We start from the raw sequence: 17,264 nt of genomic DNA on the forward strand, positions 1-17,264 counted from the left end.
CCTCACTCGGCGACGATCAGTCCACCCTTGACGGCCACCTTCACCGGTGTCAGGGGCGCCATCGCGGGCCCGCGCAGCACCGCACCGAACAGATCGAATCGGCTTCCGTGACATGGGCAGTCGATGGTGTCGCCGCTGACCGACGGCAGTACGCACCCGGCATGGGTGCAGCGGGCGATGAAGGCGTCGAACTGCCCGGCGGTGGGCTGGGTGACGATGGTGTCGCCGACCACCTTGCCCGACCCGACCGGGATGTCGGTGGTGGACGACAGCGCCTGGCCCGGCACCGGCGGCGTGGCCGGGCGGATCTTGTCATTGGCGCCACCGCAAGCCGCCAGCGGTACGGCGGCCCCGGCGATCAGCACGGTGCGCCGGCTCAGTTCAGTCATCGCACGTCAGGTTAGTGCAGCACCACCAGGCGCAGCCGCACGCAGGTACCGTGGACAGGTCATGACCGGAATCGAGAACACGCCCGCGCTGCGGGTATCCGACGCCGACCGCAACGGGACCCTGCGGCGGCTACACAACGCCGTCGCCCTCGGGCTGATCGACATCGGCGAGTTCGAGGAGCGTTCCGCGCAGGTCTCCTCGGCCCGCATGCGTACCGAACTCGATGTCCTGGTCGACGACCTGCCCGGGCCCGGGGCGATCGTCACCTCGGCAGCCGACCGCGTCGAACTGCGCGGTTGGCTGGGCTCGCTCAAGCGGCAGGGGGAGTGGACGGTGCCGACCCGGCTGGCCCTGGTTCGCCGGGTCGGGTCGGTCGAACTCGACCTGACCAGCGCCCGGTTCGCCGGACCCGTCGTGGTGATCGAACTGGACCTGGTGCGGGGCTCGCTTGACCTGCGGTTGCCCGACGGGGCCAGCGCCTCCATCGACGACGTGACCGTCTACGGCGGCAGCGCGCGGGACCGTCGCAAGGATGCCCCCGCCGAAGGCACCCCGCATGTGGTGCTCACCGGCCGGGTCGTGATGGGCATGGTCAACGTGCGCGGCCCCAAGCGGCCACTGTTGCGTCGCCGCTAGGCTTTGATCATGACCGTACGCAGCGCTCTTCGTGCCGGAGTGGTTTCGCCGACCCTGCCGGTTCCCAAGTCGATCGAGCGCCCGGAGTACGTCTGGAAGCCAACGGTCCAGGAGGGCTCCGAGCCGTGGGTGCAGACCCCCGAGGTGATCGAGAAGATGCGGGTGGCCGGCCGGATCGCCGCCGCGGCGCTCGCCGAGGCCGGTAAGGCCGTCGCCCCCGGCGTCACCACTGACGAGCTGGACCGCATCGCCCACGAGTACATGGTCGACCACGGGGCCTACCCGTCCACACTGGGTTACAAGGGCTTCCCGAAATCGTGCTGCACCTCGCTCAACGAGATCATCTGCCACGGCATCCCCGACTCGACCGTCATCGAGGACGGTGACATCGTCAACATCGACGTCACCGCCTACATCGACGGTGTGCACGGCGACACCAACGCCACCTTCCTGGCCGGTGACGTCGCCGAGGAGCATCGCCTGCTGGTCGAACGCACCCACGAGGCCACCATGCGGGCCATCAAGGCCGTCAAACCGGGCCGCGCGCTCTCGGCGGTCGGGCGTGTCATCGAGTCGTATGCAAACCGCTTCGGCTACAACGTGGTTCGCGATTTCACCGGACACGGCATCGGCACCACATTCCACAACGGTCTGGTGGTGTTGCACTATGACCAGCCCGAGGTGGAGACCATCCTGGAGCCCGGCATGACGTTCACCATCGAGCCGATGATCAACCTCGGTGCACTGGACTACGAGATCTGGGACGACGGCTGGACGGTGGCCACCAAGGACCGCAAATGGACCGCCCAGTTCGAGCACACCCTGGTGGTCACCGACGACGGCGCCGAGATCCTGACCCTGGCCCCGTAGTCGTGGCGGGTGTGCGTTTCCGTACGCCGGCGCCGGCGTGTCGCGTACGACACCGCACACTCGGTGTGGCGACGTGAGCGGCGGCGCGCTGCTGATCGCCGGTACCACCTCCGATGCCGGCAAGTCGATGGTGGTTGCCGGGCTGTGCCGGTTGCTGGCGCGCAAGGGAATTCGGGTGGCGCCGTTCAAGGCGCAGAACATGAGCAACAACTCGGTGGTCACCGTGGACGGTGGGGAGATCGGCCGGGCGCAGGGGATGCAGGCGCGTGCCGCCGGCCTGGCGCCCAGTACCCGGTTCAACCCCGTCCTGCTCAAACCGGGCAGTGACCGCACCTCCCAGCTGGTGGTGCGGGGCCGTGCCGTCGGCCAGGTCAGCGCGGTCGACTACATCGAGCACCGCGATCAGCTGGCCGGGGTGGTCGCCGACGAACTGGCCGGTTTGCGAGCCGAATTCGACGTCGTGCTGTGTGAAGGCGCCGGCTCGCCAGCCGAAATCAACTTGCGGGCAACGGATCTGGCGAACATGGGGCTGGCCCGAGCGGCCGGTCTGCCGGTGGTGGTGGTCGGCGACATCGACCGCGGCGGCCTGTTGGCTCACCTGTTCGGCACGGTGGCGGTCCTCGATCCCGAGGACCAGGCACTCATCGCGGGCTTCATCGTCAACAAGTTCCGCGGCGACCCGGCGCTGCTGGCCCCCGGGCTCCATCAGCTGCAGGCGCTGTCCGGGCGGCCCACCTACGGCGTGGTGCCGTACTGCGACGACCTCTGGCTGGACGCCGAGGACTCGGTGTCGGTGGTGGCCCGCGAGCTCGTCGGCGCCCCCGCCCCGCCGCGTGGCCGGGACTGGCTGCGGGTAGCCGCGATCCGCTTGCCGCGGATCTCCAACTCCACCGACGTCGAGGCGCTGGCGTGCGAGCCGGGAGTGCTGGTGCGTTGGGCCAGCGACCCCGCCGAGGTGGCCGACGCCGACGTGGTGGTGATCCCCGGCAGCAAGGCCACCGTGGCCGACCTGAACTGGCTGCGCGAGCGGGGGCTGGCCGACGCCGTCGCCGCACACGCCCGCGCCGGACGTGCGGTGTTGGGCATCTGCGGCGGATTCCAGATGTTGTGCCGGCGGATCGACGATCCGGTCGAGACCCGCACCGGCCAGACGCCGGGTCTGGGCCTGCTCGACGCCGAGATCGTGTTCGCCCCCGACAAGGTGTTGTGCCGTTGGGAGACAACGCTGTCGGGGTACGAGATCCATCACGGCCGACTCGCTCGCTGCGCAGAAGACACCTGGTTCGACATCGACGGCACCGCGCACGGCTACCGGCGCGGTTCGGTCTACGGCACCCACTGGCACGGCCTGTTGGACAACGACGAGCTGCGCCGCCGATGGCTGGCCGAGGCGGCCGCGGCTGCTGGACGGCACGGGTTCGTGGTCGCCGACGACGTCAGCGTGCCCGCCCGCCGCGACGCCCAGCTGGACGTGATGGCCGATCTGCTGGCCGACCACCTGGACATCGACGCGGTGCTGGCACTGATGGACGGTGGCGCCCCGGTGCGCCCCACCGTCACCACCGCGCTGCGTCGGTAGCCTGGTGCCATGGTGGGTCGACGGGCGATGGTGGCCACGATGGCGGCGGTCGTTCTCGCGACCGCCGGATGCGGGTCGACGGTGGCCGGCACGGCTACCTGGCCGGGCGCAACTCTGGCCAGGGTCGCCCTGACCGCCGCCGACGTCCCGGCCGGGGTCCAGTTCGCCCGGATCCCCGAGAATCCGGGCAAGCCCGACGGCGCCGGCGGGCCGCCGTCGATGCTGTCGCGGCCGGAGGGTTGCGCCAACGCGCTGACCAACGTGATTGCGCAGTCCGCCGAGCGTGGGCCCGGCAGCGCGCTGAAGTACGTGGTGGGCTACAACGGGGCGCGCATCCTGATGACGGTCGTCTCGTGGCCGTTGGACATGGACAAGCTGCGGGCAGCCGCGCAGCGGTGCGCACAATTCGAGGCGTTGTTCGACCGCGCGGGTCCGGGCATTCCGATCACCACGACCGAACTGCCCGGAGCGCCCGATGGTGTACTGGCGTATCAGCAGACGATGAAACTCGGCGGCGCCTCGAGCAGCGTTTACATGGCATTCGAAAATGTCGGCAAGCTTGCGGTGTTCGGAACTGCTTTTCCCACACCGAATCCCGGCATTCCGGTCAAAGCGTCACTGCCACAGACCTTCTTGGATCTGTTCGCCAAGCAAAGCGCCAAGATGCGGGTACCTGAGTAGTGGCTGAGGAAGCTTCGTGAAACGGCTCGCCGCCCCCGGATTTCGGAGTAGCGTGTCGAAATGCCTTCGACAATGGTGACGGTCGACGGGTTCCCCGTGCAGGTCAGCGTGACCGGCCCGGAGAAGGGTCCCTACGTGGTCGTGCTGGGTGCCGCCCAGCACGCGCCCGCGGCCTACGACGCCGTCTGCCAACGGCTGCACACGGCATCAGTCCGCACCGTCGTCATCGGCCACGACCCTCAATTGCATCCCAAGGCTGTGGTCGGTCTGTTGGACACGCTCGACGTGCGCTGGGGTGTGCTCGTCGGGGACCGCGCGGGAGCCGACATCGCCTGGGAACTGGCCGCCACCCGGTTGGACCGGTTCACCGGACTGGTCGTCGTCGATCGCGGTCATCCCCGGGTACCCGATCAGAACGGTGTGATCCGCGACGAGGACTGTCCGCCGGTCGAGATCAACACCACCGCCTTGGTCAGCAGCCCGGCTGCCCGTGCCCTGGCCAAGGCCAGCCAGCGCTACGTCTACAGCGACTATCGCGTCGTCGAGTTCACCGGCCGGCGCAATGCCGCCGAGTCCACCGCTCAGCTGGCCGCCGAGATCGTGCTGCGCACCAGCACCTGGTGAGCTCACGCCCCGTCGGGCGTCCAGGCCTGCGGAATTCCCGGATTGCCGGGGAACAGGAAGTCGACGAACGCCGCCGCGGTGGGCTGCGGCTCGTGGTTGGCCAGGCCGGGGCGCTCGTTGGCCTCGATGAACACGTACTCCTCCCGGGTCACGTCGGGCACCAGCAGGTCGATGCCGGTGACCGGGATGCCGATGGCCGCCGCGGCGACCACCGCCACCCGGCGCAATTCCGGGTGGACCTGCGCGGTCACATCGTGAATGGTGCCGCCCTGGTGCAGGTTGGCCGCCCGGCGCACCCGTAACCGTTGTCCTTCCGGCAGCGCGTCGTCCAAGCTCCAGCCTGCCTCGGCGACGGTGGCCTCGGTGACGGCGTCGAGCGGAATACTGGACTCACCGCCGGTGGCGGCGGCCCGGCGCCGGCTCTGGGTCTCGATGAGCTCGCCGATGGTGTGGCGCCCGGTGCCCACCACCTCTGCGGGCTTGCGGATCGCCGCAGCAACGACTTTCCCGTCGATGACCACCAGGCGCAGGTCGTCGCCCTGGGCGCGCTGCTCGATCAGCACCTCCGGGTGCTGTTCGCGAGCCCGGGCCAATGCGGCGTCAAGGGCCTCTGGGCCGTCGACCCCGACGGTGATGCCCTTGCCCTGCTCACCGCGGGTCGGTTTCACCACCACGTCACCGACCTCGGTGAGGAAGGCGTGATCCTCGGCATCGAAGGTGGCCAGCCTGCCCCTGGGCACGGTGATCCCGGCTTCGGCGACGATGCGCCGGGTCAGCCGCTTGTCGTCGCAGCGGCTCATCGCCACCGCAGAGGTGTACTCGCTCAACGACTCCCGCGTCACCACGCTGCGGCCACCGTGGGACAGCCGCATCTCACCGGTCTCGGCGTCGAGCACCTCGATGTGGATACCGCGGCGCATCGCCTCGTCGGCGATGATCCGCGCGTACGGGTTCAGGTCGTCCACGGTCTCCGACGCCGGGGTGAACAGCGGCTCGTTGATCGCGTTCTTGCGCTTGACCGCCAGCACCGGAACCCGCTGGAATCCCAGTTTTTCGTAGAGACCGATGGCGGCATCGTTGTCGTAGGCCACCGACAGGTCCAGGTAGGCGCGGCCCCGTCCGCGGAAGAGGACAGCCAGTGACTGGGTCAGCGCGGCTCCGATTCCCGGCAGACTGGCAGTCGGGTCGACAGCCAGTGTCCACAGGCTGGCGCCGTCCTCGGGATCATGGAACAACCGCCGGTGGTCGACCCCGGTGACGGTGCCCACCACTGAACCGTCGTCGTCGCGCACGGCCACCAGGTATTCCACGGCCTCGGCGTGCAGGTGGTTGTCCCAGATCAGGTCGGTAGGTGCGGGCACCATGCCGCACCGCACGTATACCCGGTTCATCGCGTCGGCCTCGGCCTTGTCGTGCAGGGGCCGCACGGTGAAGCCGATCGGCCGCGGCGCGGGGGAGTCCTCGGTGAAGCGCATGCGGTAGGTGTGGCTGGGGTCGATGAACAGCTCGGCCGGCGACTTGGCCACCAGGACGTGCGATTCGCGGGCGTAGATGCAGATGTCGCGGCGGCCCTGCTCCTCCTGCTGCAGCACACCGGCCAGCGTATCGGCGTCACTGAAGGTCTGGCCGAAGATCAAACGACCCCAACCCAATTCGAGCACCACATCGTTGTCCATCGCATCGACGAGCTCAGGCGGAGACGCGTCGTGCAGGCGGAGCGTGATGGCCTCAGTGTGAGTCATACCGCCGCCCCGGTGATGCCGTGCTGTTGCAACCACAGTTCCAGCAGACCCAACTGCCACAGCTCGTTGCCGCGCAGCGGGGTCAGCGTCGCGTTGGGGTCGGCGAGCAGCCGGTCGACGGCGTCCGGGCGAAACAGGCCGCGTTCCTTGGCTTGTGGCGCGTACAGCGCGTCGCGGACCAGGTCCAGGTACGGCCCCTCCAGGTGGGTCAGCGCCGGGACCGGGAAGTAGCCCTTCGGCCGATCGATCACCTCTGCCGGAATGACCTGGCGGGCAGCCTCTTTGAGGACACCTTTGCCGCCGTGGGCGGTCTTGAGTTCCGGCGGGCAGCTGGCGGCGAGTTCGACGAGCTCGTGGTCCAAGAATGGCACGCGGCCTTCCAGTCCCCACGCCATCGTCATGTTGTCCACCCGCTTGACCGGATCGTCGACCAACATGACCGTGGTGTCCAGCCGCAGCGCGCGGTCCACCCCGGTGTGGGCGCCGGGCCGGGCGAAGTGGTCGGTGACGAAGGCCAGGCTGGCGTCGGTGGCCAGCTCCTCGGACAGCAGTGCATTGAGTCCGGCGTGGTCGCGGTCGAAGAACGCCCCGCGGTAGCGGCGCACCGAACCGTCCAGGGCGGCCGCATCCGGCTCACCCATCGGGGGATACCAGTGGTAGCCGGCGAACACCTCGTCGGCGCCCTGACCGGACTGCACCACCTTGACGTGGCGTGAAACCTCTTGGCTCAGAAGGTAGAACGCCACGCAATCGTGGCTCACCATGGGCTCACTCATCGCCCCGATCGCGCCGTCGAGGGCGGGCAGCATCCGGGCGGTGTCGATGCGGATCTGGTGGTGGTCGGTGCCGAACCGCTGGGCGACGATATCGGAGTAGACGAACTCGTCGCCCTTGACCCCGCCCACCGATTCGAATCCGATCGAGAACGTCGACAGCCCGTGCTGACCCGCCTCGGCCAGAAGTCCGACGATCAGGCTGGAGTCCACCCCACCGGACAGCAGGCAGCCGACCGGGACGTCGGCGACCAGCCGCCGCTTGACCGCGGTGCGCAGCGCCTCGAGAACGGCGTCCTGCCAATCCCGTTCGGTCCAGTCCGACCGGTCGGCGCGACGGGTGAAGTCGGGCTGCCAGTAGGTGCGCTCGGTCCGGGTGCCGTCGGGTTCGATGACCAGCAGCGTGGCCGGGGCCAGCTTACGCACGCCGCGCAGGATCGTGAGCGGCGCGGGGACCACCGAGTGGAAGCTCAGATAGTGGTGTAGGGCAACCGGATCGATCCGGGTGTCCACGCCGCCGCCGGCCAGCAGGGCCGGCAGTGTCGAGGCGAACCGGATCCGGTGCGCGTCGCTGCTGAGGTAGAGCGGCTTGATACCGAGCCGGTCGCGACCCAGCACCACGCGGCCGCTGTCCCGCTCGGCGATCGCGAAGGCGAACATCCCGTGCAGGCGTTCGACGAATGCGTCCCCCCAGTGGTGGTAGGCCTTCAGCAGCACCTCGGTGTCGCTGTGCGAGAAGAAGCGGTAGCCCTGGCCGGTCAGCTCTGCGCGCAGTGCCTCGTAGTTGTAGATGCAGCCGTTCCAGCAGATGGTCAGGCCCAGTTCGGGATCGGTCATCGGCTGGGCGCCCGCCTCGGACAGGTCGATGATCTTCAGCCGCCGGTGGCCCAGCGCCACCCGCCCCGCCGACCACACCCCGGAACCATCCGGGCCGCGTCGGGACATCGTCTGCGCCATCGCCGCCACTGCTGCCACGTCTGGCGTCTGGCCGTCGAGCCGGACTTCGCCGGTCGCTCCACACATCGTTGCGGTCATCCCGTCTGTCGCTTGTGTGCCGCTGGTATTTACCCGCGGGACGGATTTCTCAATCAGCGCCGAGACGGTCCTCACACTCGCGCCGGTGGGGCGGCTGGCGTTGTGCTCAGCGTGAGCAATATCGGCGCACCCCTTTTGTCCTGGTCTTCTGGGTCGCCGCGGCGGTCTAAACCGCACTGTGACCACCCGGCGTGCGCCGGTTGCGGTGTTAGCGTTCGCGGCACGCAGGACCCACGGGGTGCACCGCTGAGAGAGCAGGCCATCGACGGCCTCGCTGACCCGTAGAACCTGGATGAGCCGAGACTCGCCTACGAGCCGCTCGTCGAAGGGATGGGACCACCACTTCACTGGAGGTCTGATGCCGCTGTGTTGCCTGGCTTGACACGTTCGTCGTGCAACGCCGTTCCCCGTTCGAGTGAATAATCAGGCCGACCCGCGTTGGGCCTGGCCGTCCCCGATCCCAGGTCGAAAGGAAATTCGTCATGTCTTCGGACACCTCTGCATCCACCGCATCCACGCCGACATGGCGGGTGGTCGACATCGTCGTCGCCAGCGTCATCGGAGTTGCTTTCGGCGTCGTCTATTGGGCGTGGGGCATCGCCTACAACGGGCTGAGCACGCCCCTGCAAGTGCTGCCCGGCCTGTCCTCGATCCTTGGCGGTGTCTGGCTCATCGCCGGCGTCACCGGCGGTCTGGTCATCCGCAAGCCGGGTGCGGCCATCTACACCGAGCTGCTCGCCGCGGTGGTGTCGGCCGTCGTCGGCACCCAGTGGGGCTTTCTCACCCTGGTGTCCGGCGCGGTTCAGGGGCTGGGCGCCGAGCTGGTGTTCGCCGCGTTCCTGTACCGCCGATTCGGCGTGCGGGTGGCGGCCCTGGCCGGTGCCGCCGCCGGTCTGGCGCTGGCCATCAACGACCTTGTGCTGTGGTACCCGGGCGTCACCGGGACGTTCCGGGTGGTCTACGTGGTGGGCTCGCTGATCTCGGGCGCACTGATCGCCGGAGTGCTGGGCTTCTATCTGGTCGCGGCGCTGGCCCGCGCCGGTGTCCTGAGCCGCTTTGCGGCCGGGCGGGACGTCACCCGGGAGGTCTGACCGTGCCCACCGGCGGAGTTCGGGTCGAGGCGCGCGGATGGGGCTGGCGCCATGCCGGACGCAAGGCCCGCGCGCTCTGCGAGGTCACCCTCACGATCGAGCCCGGCGAACGGGTGCTGTTGCTGGGCCGCTCGGGAGCGGGGAAGTCGACGTTCCTGCACGCCCTGGCCGGAGTCCTCGGCGGGGCGGAGGAGGGTGAGCAGCACGGCGAGCTACTGATCGACGGGACCGCACCGCAGTCCCGGCGCGGATCGGTGGGTCTGCTGATGCAGGACCCGGATTCCCAGGTCGTGCTGTCCCGGGTCGGGGACGACGTGGCGTTCGGGCCGGAGAACCTGGGCGTCCCTCGGCCGCAGATCTGGCAGCGGGTCCGCCAGTGCCTGGACGCGGTCGGGCTGGACGTCGGGTTGGACTCCTCGACCGCGGCACTGTCGGGCGGGCAGAAGCAACGCCTGGCGCTGGCCGGAATCCTGGCGCTGCGGCCCGGACTGCTGCTGCTCGATGAGCCGACCGCCAACCTCGACCCGGCCGGCGTGGTCGAGGTGCGCGACGCGGTCGCCCGGATTCTCGACGACACCACCTCGACGCTGGTGGTCGTCGAGCACCGGGTGCAGGTGTGGCTCGACGTGATCACCCGGGTCATCGTGGTCGACGCCGCTTCGGGCGTGGTGGCCGACGGGCCACCGGAGCAGGTGCTGAGCGCGCAGGCCGACGATCTGGCCGCCGCCGGTGTCTGGGTCCCGGGCCGGCACAGCGTGCCGCCGCGCCGTGACCGCACGCCGGGGTCCGAGGTGCTGCTGTCCGCGGCGGGGCTCGGTGTCGAGCGGTCCCGGCGCGAGCCGCTGGGGCATTCGCTGGACTTCCAGGTCCGGGCCGGTCGGGCACTTGCCGTCACCGGGCCGAACGGGGCCGGAAAGTCCACGCTCGCACTGACTTTGGCGGGTCTGCTGCGCCCGGCCTCCGGCGCGCTGGATGCTGCGGACGGTCTTGCCGGTGGGCTGGGCCCGCACCCCATCCGGTGGCGGGCCCGCGATCTGCTCACCAGGATCGGCACCGTCTTCCAGGAACCGGAGCATCAGTTCCTGAGCACCACCGTGCGCGCCGAACTCGAGGTGGGTCCGCGTGCGTTGGGGCTTTCCGAGGACGAGATCCGGGGCCGCACCGACGATCTGCTCGAGCGGCTTCGTCTGACCGCGCTGGCGCAGGCCAATCCCTTCACGCTGTCCGGTGGGGAGAAACGCCGGCTGTCGGTGGCGACCGTGCTGGCCAGCAGACCCCGGGTGATCATCCTGGACGAGCCCACGTTCGGGCAGGACGCGCGGACCTGGCGCGAGCTGGTCGATCTGTTGGGGTCGCTGCTGGCCGACGGACATGCGGTGGTCGCGGTCACCCACGATGACGACTTCGTGGGCACGGTGGCCGACGACATCGTCGAACTGGCCGCCTACCCCCGCACCTCGGCGGCGTGATGACTGACACCGGTGAAACCGTGGCTTCCTACTCCGAGGCTCACGCCGTGCCCGCACGGCCGGCGGGATTCTGGATCAACCCCGCGGCGAAACTCGTTGCGGTGCTGATCGTCACGGTCGTGCTGTTGCTCTCGATCGACTGGGTGTCGGCTGCGGTGGCACTGGCGTGCGAGGCGCTGTGGCTGGGCTGGGTCGCCAGGGGCAACCCGCGCTGGCTGGTGATGACCTGGCCGGTCTGGCTCAGTGCGGTGATGGCGGCTGTCACCACCGTGTTGTACGGGCAGGTCAGCGGGGCGGTGCACTTCTCCTGGGGCCCGGTCACCGTCTCTGACGGGTCGGTACGGCTGGCCGTCGCCACCGCGCTGCGGATCCTGGCCATCGGACTTCCCGGGGTGGTGTTGTTCACCACCACCGACCCGACCGATCTGGCCGACGCGCTGGCCCAGCGGTTGCGGCTGCCGGCGCGGTTCGTCCTCGGCGGCCTGGCCGGGTTGCGCCTGGTCGGATTGTTCGTCGAGGACTGGCGTTACCTGTCGCTGGCCCGCCGGGCGCGTGGTGTCGACGACGGATGGAACCTGGTGACGCGGATCCGCCGCACCGCCGCGCAGGCCTTCACCCTGCTGATCCTGGCGATCCGCCGCGGCAGCAAGCTTGCGACGGCCATGGAGGCCAAGGGTTTCGGGGCTGCTGCCAAGCGGACGTGGGCGCGGCCGTCGCCGCTGTCCTGGGCTGATGCGGTGCTTGTCGCAGTCGCGGTACTGACCGCGGTGGCCGCGGTCGGGGTGTCGGTGTACGCAGGCACCTGGCGGACGGTGTGAGCGCGCCGCAGCATTGGGTCGAAGCGGTGCTGCCGCACGTCCTGGCGCCCGACGCGATCGTGCTGATCGACGGCAGATCCGGATCCGGGAAGTCGACACTGGCTCAGCAGGTCGTCGAACATGCTGCGCGGCAGGGTGTTTCGGTGCAGCTGATCCACATGGAGGACATCTACCCGGGCTGGGACGGGCTGGACGAGGCCATTCGAATCCTCGCCGCGGACATCATCGGCCCGCTGGCCGCCGGGCGCGCCGCACGGTGGCCGACCTACGACTGGCATCGCGATGCGCCGGGTCCGCAGCAGACCGCGCAGCCGGGCCGCCCGGTGCTGATCGAGGGCGTCGGTGCGCTGTCGGCGGACAGCGCACCGCAGGCCAGCTGGCGGGTGTGGCTGGAGGCTCCCGCTGATCTGCGCCGGCGCCGGGCGCTGGCCAGGGACGGCGAGCTCTACCACCCGCACTGGGGCCGGTGGGCGCAGGCCGAGGACGCGTTCATCGATCGGCACCGGCCCGCCGAACGTGCCGACATCATCATCGAGGTGGGGGAAAAGCGTTGAGTATCAGAAGGATCCGCGTCGTCAACGAATATTTCCACCCCTGGCCCAACTCGGCGGGCTTCTATCTGGCCCGCGCGGCCGGCTGGTACGCCGAGGCGGGGATCGACCTGGAGTTCCTGCAGCCCGATCCCGGCGTTGGTGACGGCCTGCACTACCTGCTGCGCGGTGATGCCGAGGCGGCCGTCGTCCCGCTCAACCGGCTGCTGCAGCGGCGCAGCGCGGGGCAGCCCGTGGTGGCCGTCGCGGCGGTCAACCAGCGTGCCCTGGACACCGTGCGCACCGTCGCCGCGACCGGCATCACCCGGCTGGCCGACCTCAGCGGCCGCCGGGTCGGACTCAACCCGACACCGCGCGGGCTGGCGGTGATCCGCACCCTCGTCGAGCGCGACGGGGGAGACCCGGACAGTATCGAGGTCGTCGACCTGGGCAGCCGGGAGCTGACGCTCGACGAGATCGCCGACGGCCACGTCGATGCCACCTTCGGCTCGTACTGGGTGTGGGACAACCTCCGTGACGAGGCCACCGACTCGCTGGTGTGGCACGTCGACGAACACCTCGGCGTGAGCTACCACAACTATGTCCTGGCGGTCCGCCATGACACCGCGGTGGACGACGCGGCCACGGTCCAGGCCCTGGTGGCGGCCACCGCACGCGGCTACCGGGCTGCAGCCGAGGATCCGGATTCGGCCGCGCAGCTCTACGAGACGATCACCCCGTATTTCTCCCGGCGGCTTCTGCTCGCCTCGGCGCGGGCGGTGTCGACCACGTGGCTGGTGGACGGGCGCTGGGGGACGCTGCGCGGCGAGCTCATCGGCCCCTACGCGCAATGGCTTGCGCGACAACGGATCATCCCCGACGCCGCGGTGTGGCCTTCGGTTGTGGCGACCTTCCAAGCGGCGGTGTGACCGAGATGGCCGACCTGATCTCGGTGGCAGAGCTGGCGGCGCTACGCCGGCACGGGGACGCGGACGTGGTGGTGGCAGACGCCTCGGTGGACCTGCCGAGTCCACGTTTCGACGGCGACCACCAGGCACATTCCGGACGCCCGCTGTGGGCCCAGACCCACATTCCCGGCTCGATCCACCTGGACCTGGTCGCCGAACTCCACGACCGCACCGCCGACTACCACTTCGCCGTACCCGAGCCGGCCGAGCTGGCCGCCCGGCTGGCCCGGCGGGGCATCGGCCGGAACACCACGGTGGTGGCCTACGACCGCGGCGACATGCTGTGGGCCGCCCGGTTGTGGTGGACCCTGCGCTGGATCGGCATCGACGTGCGGGTGCTCGACGGCGGCCTGCCGGCCTGGCTGTCGCAGTATCCGGTGGCATCCCGCAGCGGGCCACAGCGTGAGCCGGCCGACCCGTGGACCCCGGAGCGGGCCCTCGACGTCTGGGCCGATCAGGCGGAGGTCGCCGCGATCGCGGCGGGCCGCGCACCGGGGACCCTGGTGTGCGGGCTGGCCGCCGAGGCGTTCGCGGGTACGGTCGCGTCCCGCTACCGACGGCGCGGCCACATTCCCGGAAGTGTCAACGTCCCGGCGCGGGCCCATGTCGGCCCGGACGGGCTGTTGCTGCCCGCCGAGGCGCTGCGCAGGGCCTATGCGGGAATCTCGTCGTACCCGGTGGTCCTCTACTGCGGTGGCGGTATCTCGGCGAGCCTCAATGCGCTGGCCCTGACGGTGGCCGGCATCGCCGACATCCGCATCTACGACGGGTCGCTCGAGCAGTGGGCCGCTGATCCCGACACCGCCCTGACGGTGGCCTAGATAAACCGCGCCCCTCGGCCGAAAGGCACGAGGGGCGCGGGGCCCGCCTCACGGCGGGCCTGGAAATGACGTCTCCTTGGCTAGGAAACCCCCTCCAGTTCTTCACCGGTGACATCCACCTGCTTGATCGGGCCAGTGAACCACTTCTTGACCGAAGCGTGCCAGTAGATCCACAACAGGATCAGCACACCGCCCACCACCAGCGGGGTGTAGTTGACGAACTTCCATTCGAAGCTGGCATCCCACGGCGCACCGCTGATGGACGTCGGGAACATGGCGATGATCGAGGTGACGATGATCTCGACCAGCGCCAGCGGGGCCATCCACTTGTGGTGACCGCGCAGGTTCCACTTGCCCAGCGGGAACGAATCGCCGGCCTTCCAGCGGAAATAGATCGGGACGGCGAAGCACAGGTACAGACCGACCACGCCGATCGAGACCACCGCGAAGAAGGCGATCGGCACCGGAGCGCCGTTGATGTCGACCTCGACCAGGGCGGGCAGCGTCAGGATGGCGGCGATGCCGGCGGTGATCATCACCGCGTTGGCCGGCACCTTGTTGGCGTTGACCTTCGACCACAGCTGATGGCCGGGCACCGCGCGGTCGCGGCTGAAGGCGAACAGCATGCGCGAGGCGCTGGTCTGGCAGGCGGTGGTGCAGAACAGCTGACCGGCCGTCGAGATGAAGAGCACGATCGCCACCCACTTGGAGTCCATCGCCTGGGCGAAGATGGTGGCCACCGCGCCGCCACCCTTGGTGACGCCATCGACGTCCTGGACGGCGAACAGGAAGGTCAGCAGCAGGATCCAGCCGCCGATCGCCGAGTAGAAGATCGAGCGCCAGATACCCTTGGCAGCGCCGTCGGCGGCGCTCTTGGTCTCCTCGGAGAGGTGCGCCGAGGCGTCGTACCCGGTGATCGTGTACTGGGTCAGGATCGCCGACATCGGCAGCACGAAGATCAGGAACCCGATCCCGGAGGTCGAGCCGCCGAAGAACCCGGTGTTGTTGACCGTGGTGGCGAACACCGTCGAGAAGCTGGCGTGCTGCGCAGGGATGGCCCACAGGATGACGATCACGGCGGCAGCGCCGATGACGTGCCACCACACCGAGATGTTGTTGATGACCGCCAGCAGGTGGCTGGAGAAGATGTTGATGACCGCGACGATCACCAGGATCACCAGGAAGATGATGAAGGTGCGGGTCAGGCTGTAGCCGGCCAGCCAGCTCTCGCTGAACGTGCCCAGTGTCAGGTCCAGGAACGTCGCAGAGCCGTAGGCCACCGACGCCAGGATGGCGATCAGGCCAACCAGATTGAGCCAGCCGGTGTAGTACCCGGCCTTGGGGCCGCCGAGTTTGGCTGCCCACCAATAGATTCCGCCGGACGTCGGGTACGCCGACACCAGCTCGGACATACACAACCCGATGAACAGGATGAAGACCGACAGGATGGGCCAGCCCCAGGCGATGGCGGCCGGACCGCCGTTGTTCCAGCCGAGGCCGAACGAGGTGAAGCAACCCGCCAGGATCGAGATGATCGAGAACGAGATGGCGAAGTTGGAAAAACTGGACCAGGACCGATGTAGTTCCTGGGAGTAACCGAGGCTCGCGAGGTGTCGTTCGTCCTCGTCGAGTATTTCGTGGCCCTCTGGCACAGCGATTCTCCTTCTGATCCGTTCTGGGCGTTGCTGGCAGGGAGGCGTCGACCGGCGCCCTCTGGGTAGGGACTTTAGAGTGCTATTGGTCTGGTGTCCTACCTTTGGAGTGACGTTTATGTAAATCTGGTGGCAGGGCGCACCGGTGGATGAGCCCTAATGGTTGACTTTCCGAAACATTCATCGTCGAAGGGGACGCGCGTGACGCCTGCTGGTGGTGCCCGTCGGTCCGGGCTGCTGACTCAGGTCGACCTGGAGGCCCTGGTGGCCGCCGGGGAGATCGACACCGTGATTGTCGCCTTCGCCGACATGCAGGGCCGGCTGACCGGCAAGCGGGTCGCAGCCCGGCTGTTCGTCGAGGAGGTCGCCGCGCACGGCGCCGAGTGCTGCAACTATCTGTTGGCCGTCGATGTCGACATGAACACCGTCGACGGTTACGCCATGTCGAGCTGGGAGTCCGGCTATGGCGACATGGTGATGACCCCGGACTTCTCGACGCTGCGGTTGCTGCCCTGGCTGCCCGGCACCGCTCTGGTGATGGCCGACCTGTCGTTCGTCGACGGCGGCCCGGTGCCCGCGGCGCCGCGCAGCATCCTGCGCGCCCAGCTCGACCGGCTGGCCCAGCGTGGCCTGGAGGCCTTCGTCGGCACCGAGCTGGAATTCATGGTGTTCGACAACACCTTCCGTGAGGCGTGGGCGGCAGGCTACCGCGGCCTGACGAAATCCACCGACTACAACGTCGACTACGCCATCCACGCCTCGACCAGGATGGAGCCACTGCTGCGCGACATCCGGCTGGGTATGGACGGCGCGGGGATGTACTGCGAAGGCGTCAAGGGCGAGTGCAACTTCGGCCAGCAGGAGATCGCGTTCCGCTACGACAGTGCCCTGGTCACCTGTGACAACCACACCATCTACAAGAACGGCGCCAAGGAGATCGCCGACCAGCACGGCAAGAGCCTGACGTTCATGGCGAAATTCGATGAGCGCGAAGGCAACAGCTGTCACATCCACATCTCGCTGCGCGGCACCGACGGTAGCCCGGTGTTCGCCGACGCCGACGAGCCGCTCGGCATGTCACCGATGTTCCGCAGCTTCATCGCCGGACAGCTGGCCACGCTGCGCGAGCTGACCCTGTTCTACGCGCCGAACATCAACTCCTACAAGCGATTTGTCGAAGGCAGCTTTGCGCCCACCGCGATCGCGTGGGGGCTGGACAACCGCACCTGCGCGCTGCGGGTGGTGGGCCACGGACACTCGATGCGGATGGAATGCCGCGCCCCCGGCGGGGACGTCAACCAGTATCTGGCCGTGGCCGCCCTGGTGGCCGGTGGTCTGCACGGTATCGACCAGGGTCTGGAGCTCCCGGACGCGTTCGCCGGCAACGCCTACACCAGTGGCGCCGAGAAGCTTCCGACCACGCTGGCCGAGGCGGCCGCACTCTTCGAATCCTCCGCGGTGGCGCGGGAGGCGTTCGGCGACGAGGTCGTCGAGCACTACCTCAACAATGCCCGCGTGGAACTGGCGGCGTTCAACTCCGCGGTGACCGACTGGGAGAGGGTACGTGGTTTTGAACGCCTCTGAT

Annotated in this window: 16 protein-coding genes; 12 read left to right on the plus strand and 4 right to left on the minus strand. The window is 68.9% G+C overall.

The features are described 5' to 3' along the window. Positions 1-2: 2 nt before the first annotated feature. Positions 3-389, minus strand: a complete 387-nt coding sequence (locus G6N35_RS02670) for a QcrA and Rieske domain-containing protein (protein WP_163802841.1) — start codon at positions 387-389, stop codon at positions 3-5. 61 nt (positions 390-450) lie between these two features. On the opposite strand from G6N35_RS02670, the gene G6N35_RS02675 reads away from it, so the two are divergent. The 5 genes from G6N35_RS02675 (at position 451) to G6N35_RS02695 (ending at position 4,780) form a co-directional block, all read left to right on the plus strand. Next, a complete protein-coding gene (locus tag G6N35_RS02675) occupies positions 451-1,026 on the plus strand; it encodes a DUF1707 SHOCT-like domain-containing protein (RefSeq protein WP_163802842.1) in 576 nt (191 codons plus the stop codon). 9 nt (positions 1,027-1,035) lie between these two features. Beyond that, the gene (gene map / locus G6N35_RS02680; protein ID WP_163802843.1) at positions 1,036-1,896 is read left to right on the plus strand and encodes a type I methionyl aminopeptidase; all 861 of its coding nucleotides are present in this window, start codon (positions 1,036-1,038) and stop codon (positions 1,894-1,896) included. 73 nt (positions 1,897-1,969) lie between these two features. Then, the gene (locus G6N35_RS02685; RefSeq protein WP_163802844.1) at positions 1,970-3,475 is read left to right on the plus strand and encodes a cobyric acid synthase; all 1,506 of its coding nucleotides are present in this window, start codon (positions 1,970-1,972) and stop codon (positions 3,473-3,475) included. Positions 3,476-3,484: 9 nt separating this feature from the next. Then, the gene (locus G6N35_RS02690; protein ID WP_179967306.1) at positions 3,485-4,156 is read left to right on the plus strand and encodes a hypothetical protein; all 672 of its coding nucleotides are present in this window, start codon (positions 3,485-3,487) and stop codon (positions 4,154-4,156) included. A 60-nt stretch (positions 4,157-4,216) separates the two neighbouring features. Beyond that, positions 4,217-4,780: an alpha/beta fold hydrolase gene (locus G6N35_RS02695; RefSeq protein WP_163802845.1), complete on the plus strand. Its 564-nt coding sequence runs from the start codon at positions 4,217-4,219 to the stop codon at positions 4,778-4,780. A 2-nt stretch (positions 4,781-4,782) separates the two neighbouring features. Here the strand turns inward: G6N35_RS02695 and ngg are convergent, their stop codons facing one another. Then, on the minus strand, positions 4,783-6,522 hold the full coding sequence (gene ngg, locus G6N35_RS02700) for an N-acetylglutaminylglutamine synthetase (RefSeq protein ID WP_163802846.1): 1,740 nt from the start codon (positions 6,520-6,522) through the stop codon (positions 4,783-4,785). Beyond that, positions 6,519-8,318, minus strand: a complete 1,800-nt coding sequence (locus G6N35_RS02705) for an N-acetylglutaminylglutamine amidotransferase (RefSeq protein ID WP_163807431.1) — start codon at positions 8,316-8,318, stop codon at positions 6,519-6,521. The genes ngg and G6N35_RS02705 overlap by 4 nt, the downstream gene beginning before the upstream one ends. 494 nt (positions 8,319-8,812) lie before the next feature. Here G6N35_RS02705 and G6N35_RS27060 point away from each other — a divergent pair, with 494 nt between their 5' ends. The 6 genes from G6N35_RS27060 to G6N35_RS02730 are packed head-to-tail and all read left to right on the plus strand — an operon-like array spanning position 8,813 to position 14,027. After that, positions 8,813-9,421 carry an ECF transporter S component gene (locus G6N35_RS27060; protein ID WP_170313108.1) on the plus strand — a complete coding sequence of 203 codons (609 nt, stop codon included), beginning with the start codon at positions 8,813-8,815 and terminating at the stop codon, positions 9,419-9,421. Positions 9,422-9,423: 2 nt separating this feature from the next. Beyond that, on the plus strand, positions 9,424-10,890 hold the full coding sequence (locus G6N35_RS02710) for an ABC transporter ATP-binding protein (protein ID WP_170313109.1): 1,467 nt from the start codon (positions 9,424-9,426) through the stop codon (positions 10,888-10,890). Then, entirely contained in the window at positions 10,890-11,708 is an 819-nt protein-coding gene (locus G6N35_RS02715) for an energy-coupling factor transporter transmembrane component T family protein (RefSeq protein ID WP_163802848.1), read from the plus strand. The genes G6N35_RS02710 and G6N35_RS02715 overlap by 1 nt, the downstream gene beginning before the upstream one ends. Continuing rightward, positions 11,705-12,262, plus strand: a complete 558-nt coding sequence (locus tag G6N35_RS02720; protein WP_163802849.1) for a nucleoside/nucleotide kinase family protein — start codon at positions 11,705-11,707, stop codon at positions 12,260-12,262. The genes G6N35_RS02715 and G6N35_RS02720 overlap by 4 nt, the downstream gene beginning before the upstream one ends. Beyond that, the gene (locus G6N35_RS02725; RefSeq protein WP_163802850.1) at positions 12,259-13,167 is read left to right on the plus strand and encodes an ABC transporter substrate-binding protein; all 909 of its coding nucleotides are present in this window, start codon (positions 12,259-12,261) and stop codon (positions 13,165-13,167) included. The genes G6N35_RS02720 and G6N35_RS02725 overlap by 4 nt, the downstream gene beginning before the upstream one ends. A 5-nt stretch (positions 13,168-13,172) precedes the next feature. Further along, positions 13,173-14,027, plus strand: coding sequence for a sulfurtransferase (locus G6N35_RS02730; RefSeq protein WP_163802851.1), 855 nt, complete (start codon positions 13,173-13,175; stop codon positions 14,025-14,027). An 80-nt stretch (positions 14,028-14,107) separates the two neighbouring features. Here G6N35_RS02730 and G6N35_RS02735 read toward each other — a convergent pair whose 3' ends face one another. Continuing rightward, positions 14,108-15,679: an amino acid permease gene (locus G6N35_RS02735; protein WP_163802852.1), complete on the minus strand. Its 1,572-nt coding sequence runs from the start codon at positions 15,677-15,679 to the stop codon at positions 14,108-14,110. Positions 15,680-15,880: 201 nt separating this feature from the next. On the opposite strand from G6N35_RS02735, the gene G6N35_RS02740 reads away from it, so the two are divergent. Then, on the plus strand, positions 15,881-17,263 hold the full coding sequence (locus G6N35_RS02740; RefSeq protein ID WP_281356960.1) for a glutamine synthetase family protein: 1,383 nt from the start codon (positions 15,881-15,883) through the stop codon (positions 17,261-17,263). Position 17,264 lies beyond the last annotated feature (1 nt).

The sequence above is a fragment of the Mycolicibacterium anyangense genome (assembly GCF_010731855.1).
In the GTDB taxonomy this organism is placed as follows: Bacteria; Actinomycetota; Actinomycetes; order Mycobacteriales; family Mycobacteriaceae; genus Mycobacterium; species Mycobacterium anyangense.

Coding starts and splice junctions, on each gene's coding strand:
- ngg (WP_163802846.1), bottom strand. CDS start 6,522: ATGACTCACACTGAGGCCATCACGCTCCGCCTGCACGACGCGTCTCCG.
- G6N35_RS02690 (WP_179967306.1), top strand. CDS start 3,485: ATGGTGGGTCGACGGGCGATGGTGGCCACGATGGCGGCGGTCGTTCTC.
- G6N35_RS02695 (WP_163802845.1), top strand. CDS start 4,217: ATGCCTTCGACAATGGTGACGGTCGACGGGTTCCCCGTGCAGGTCAGC.
- G6N35_RS02675 (WP_163802842.1), top strand. CDS start 451: ATGACCGGAATCGAGAACACGCCCGCGCTGCGGGTATCCGACGCCGAC.
- map (WP_163802843.1), top strand. CDS start 1,036: ATGACCGTACGCAGCGCTCTTCGTGCCGGAGTGGTTTCGCCGACCCTG.
- G6N35_RS02715 (WP_163802848.1), top strand. CDS start 10,890: ATGACTGACACCGGTGAAACCGTGGCTTCCTACTCCGAGGCTCACGCC.
- G6N35_RS02670 (WP_163802841.1), bottom strand. CDS start 389: ATGACTGAACTGAGCCGGCGCACCGTGCTGATCGCCGGGGCCGCCGTA.
- G6N35_RS02705 (WP_163807431.1), bottom strand. CDS start 8,318: ATGTGTGGAGCGACCGGCGAAGTCCGGCTCGACGGCCAGACGCCAGAC.
- G6N35_RS27060 (WP_170313108.1), top strand. CDS start 8,813: ATGTCTTCGGACACCTCTGCATCCACCGCATCCACGCCGACATGGCGG.
- G6N35_RS02730 (WP_163802851.1), top strand. CDS start 13,173: ATGGCCGACCTGATCTCGGTGGCAGAGCTGGCGGCGCTACGCCGGCAC.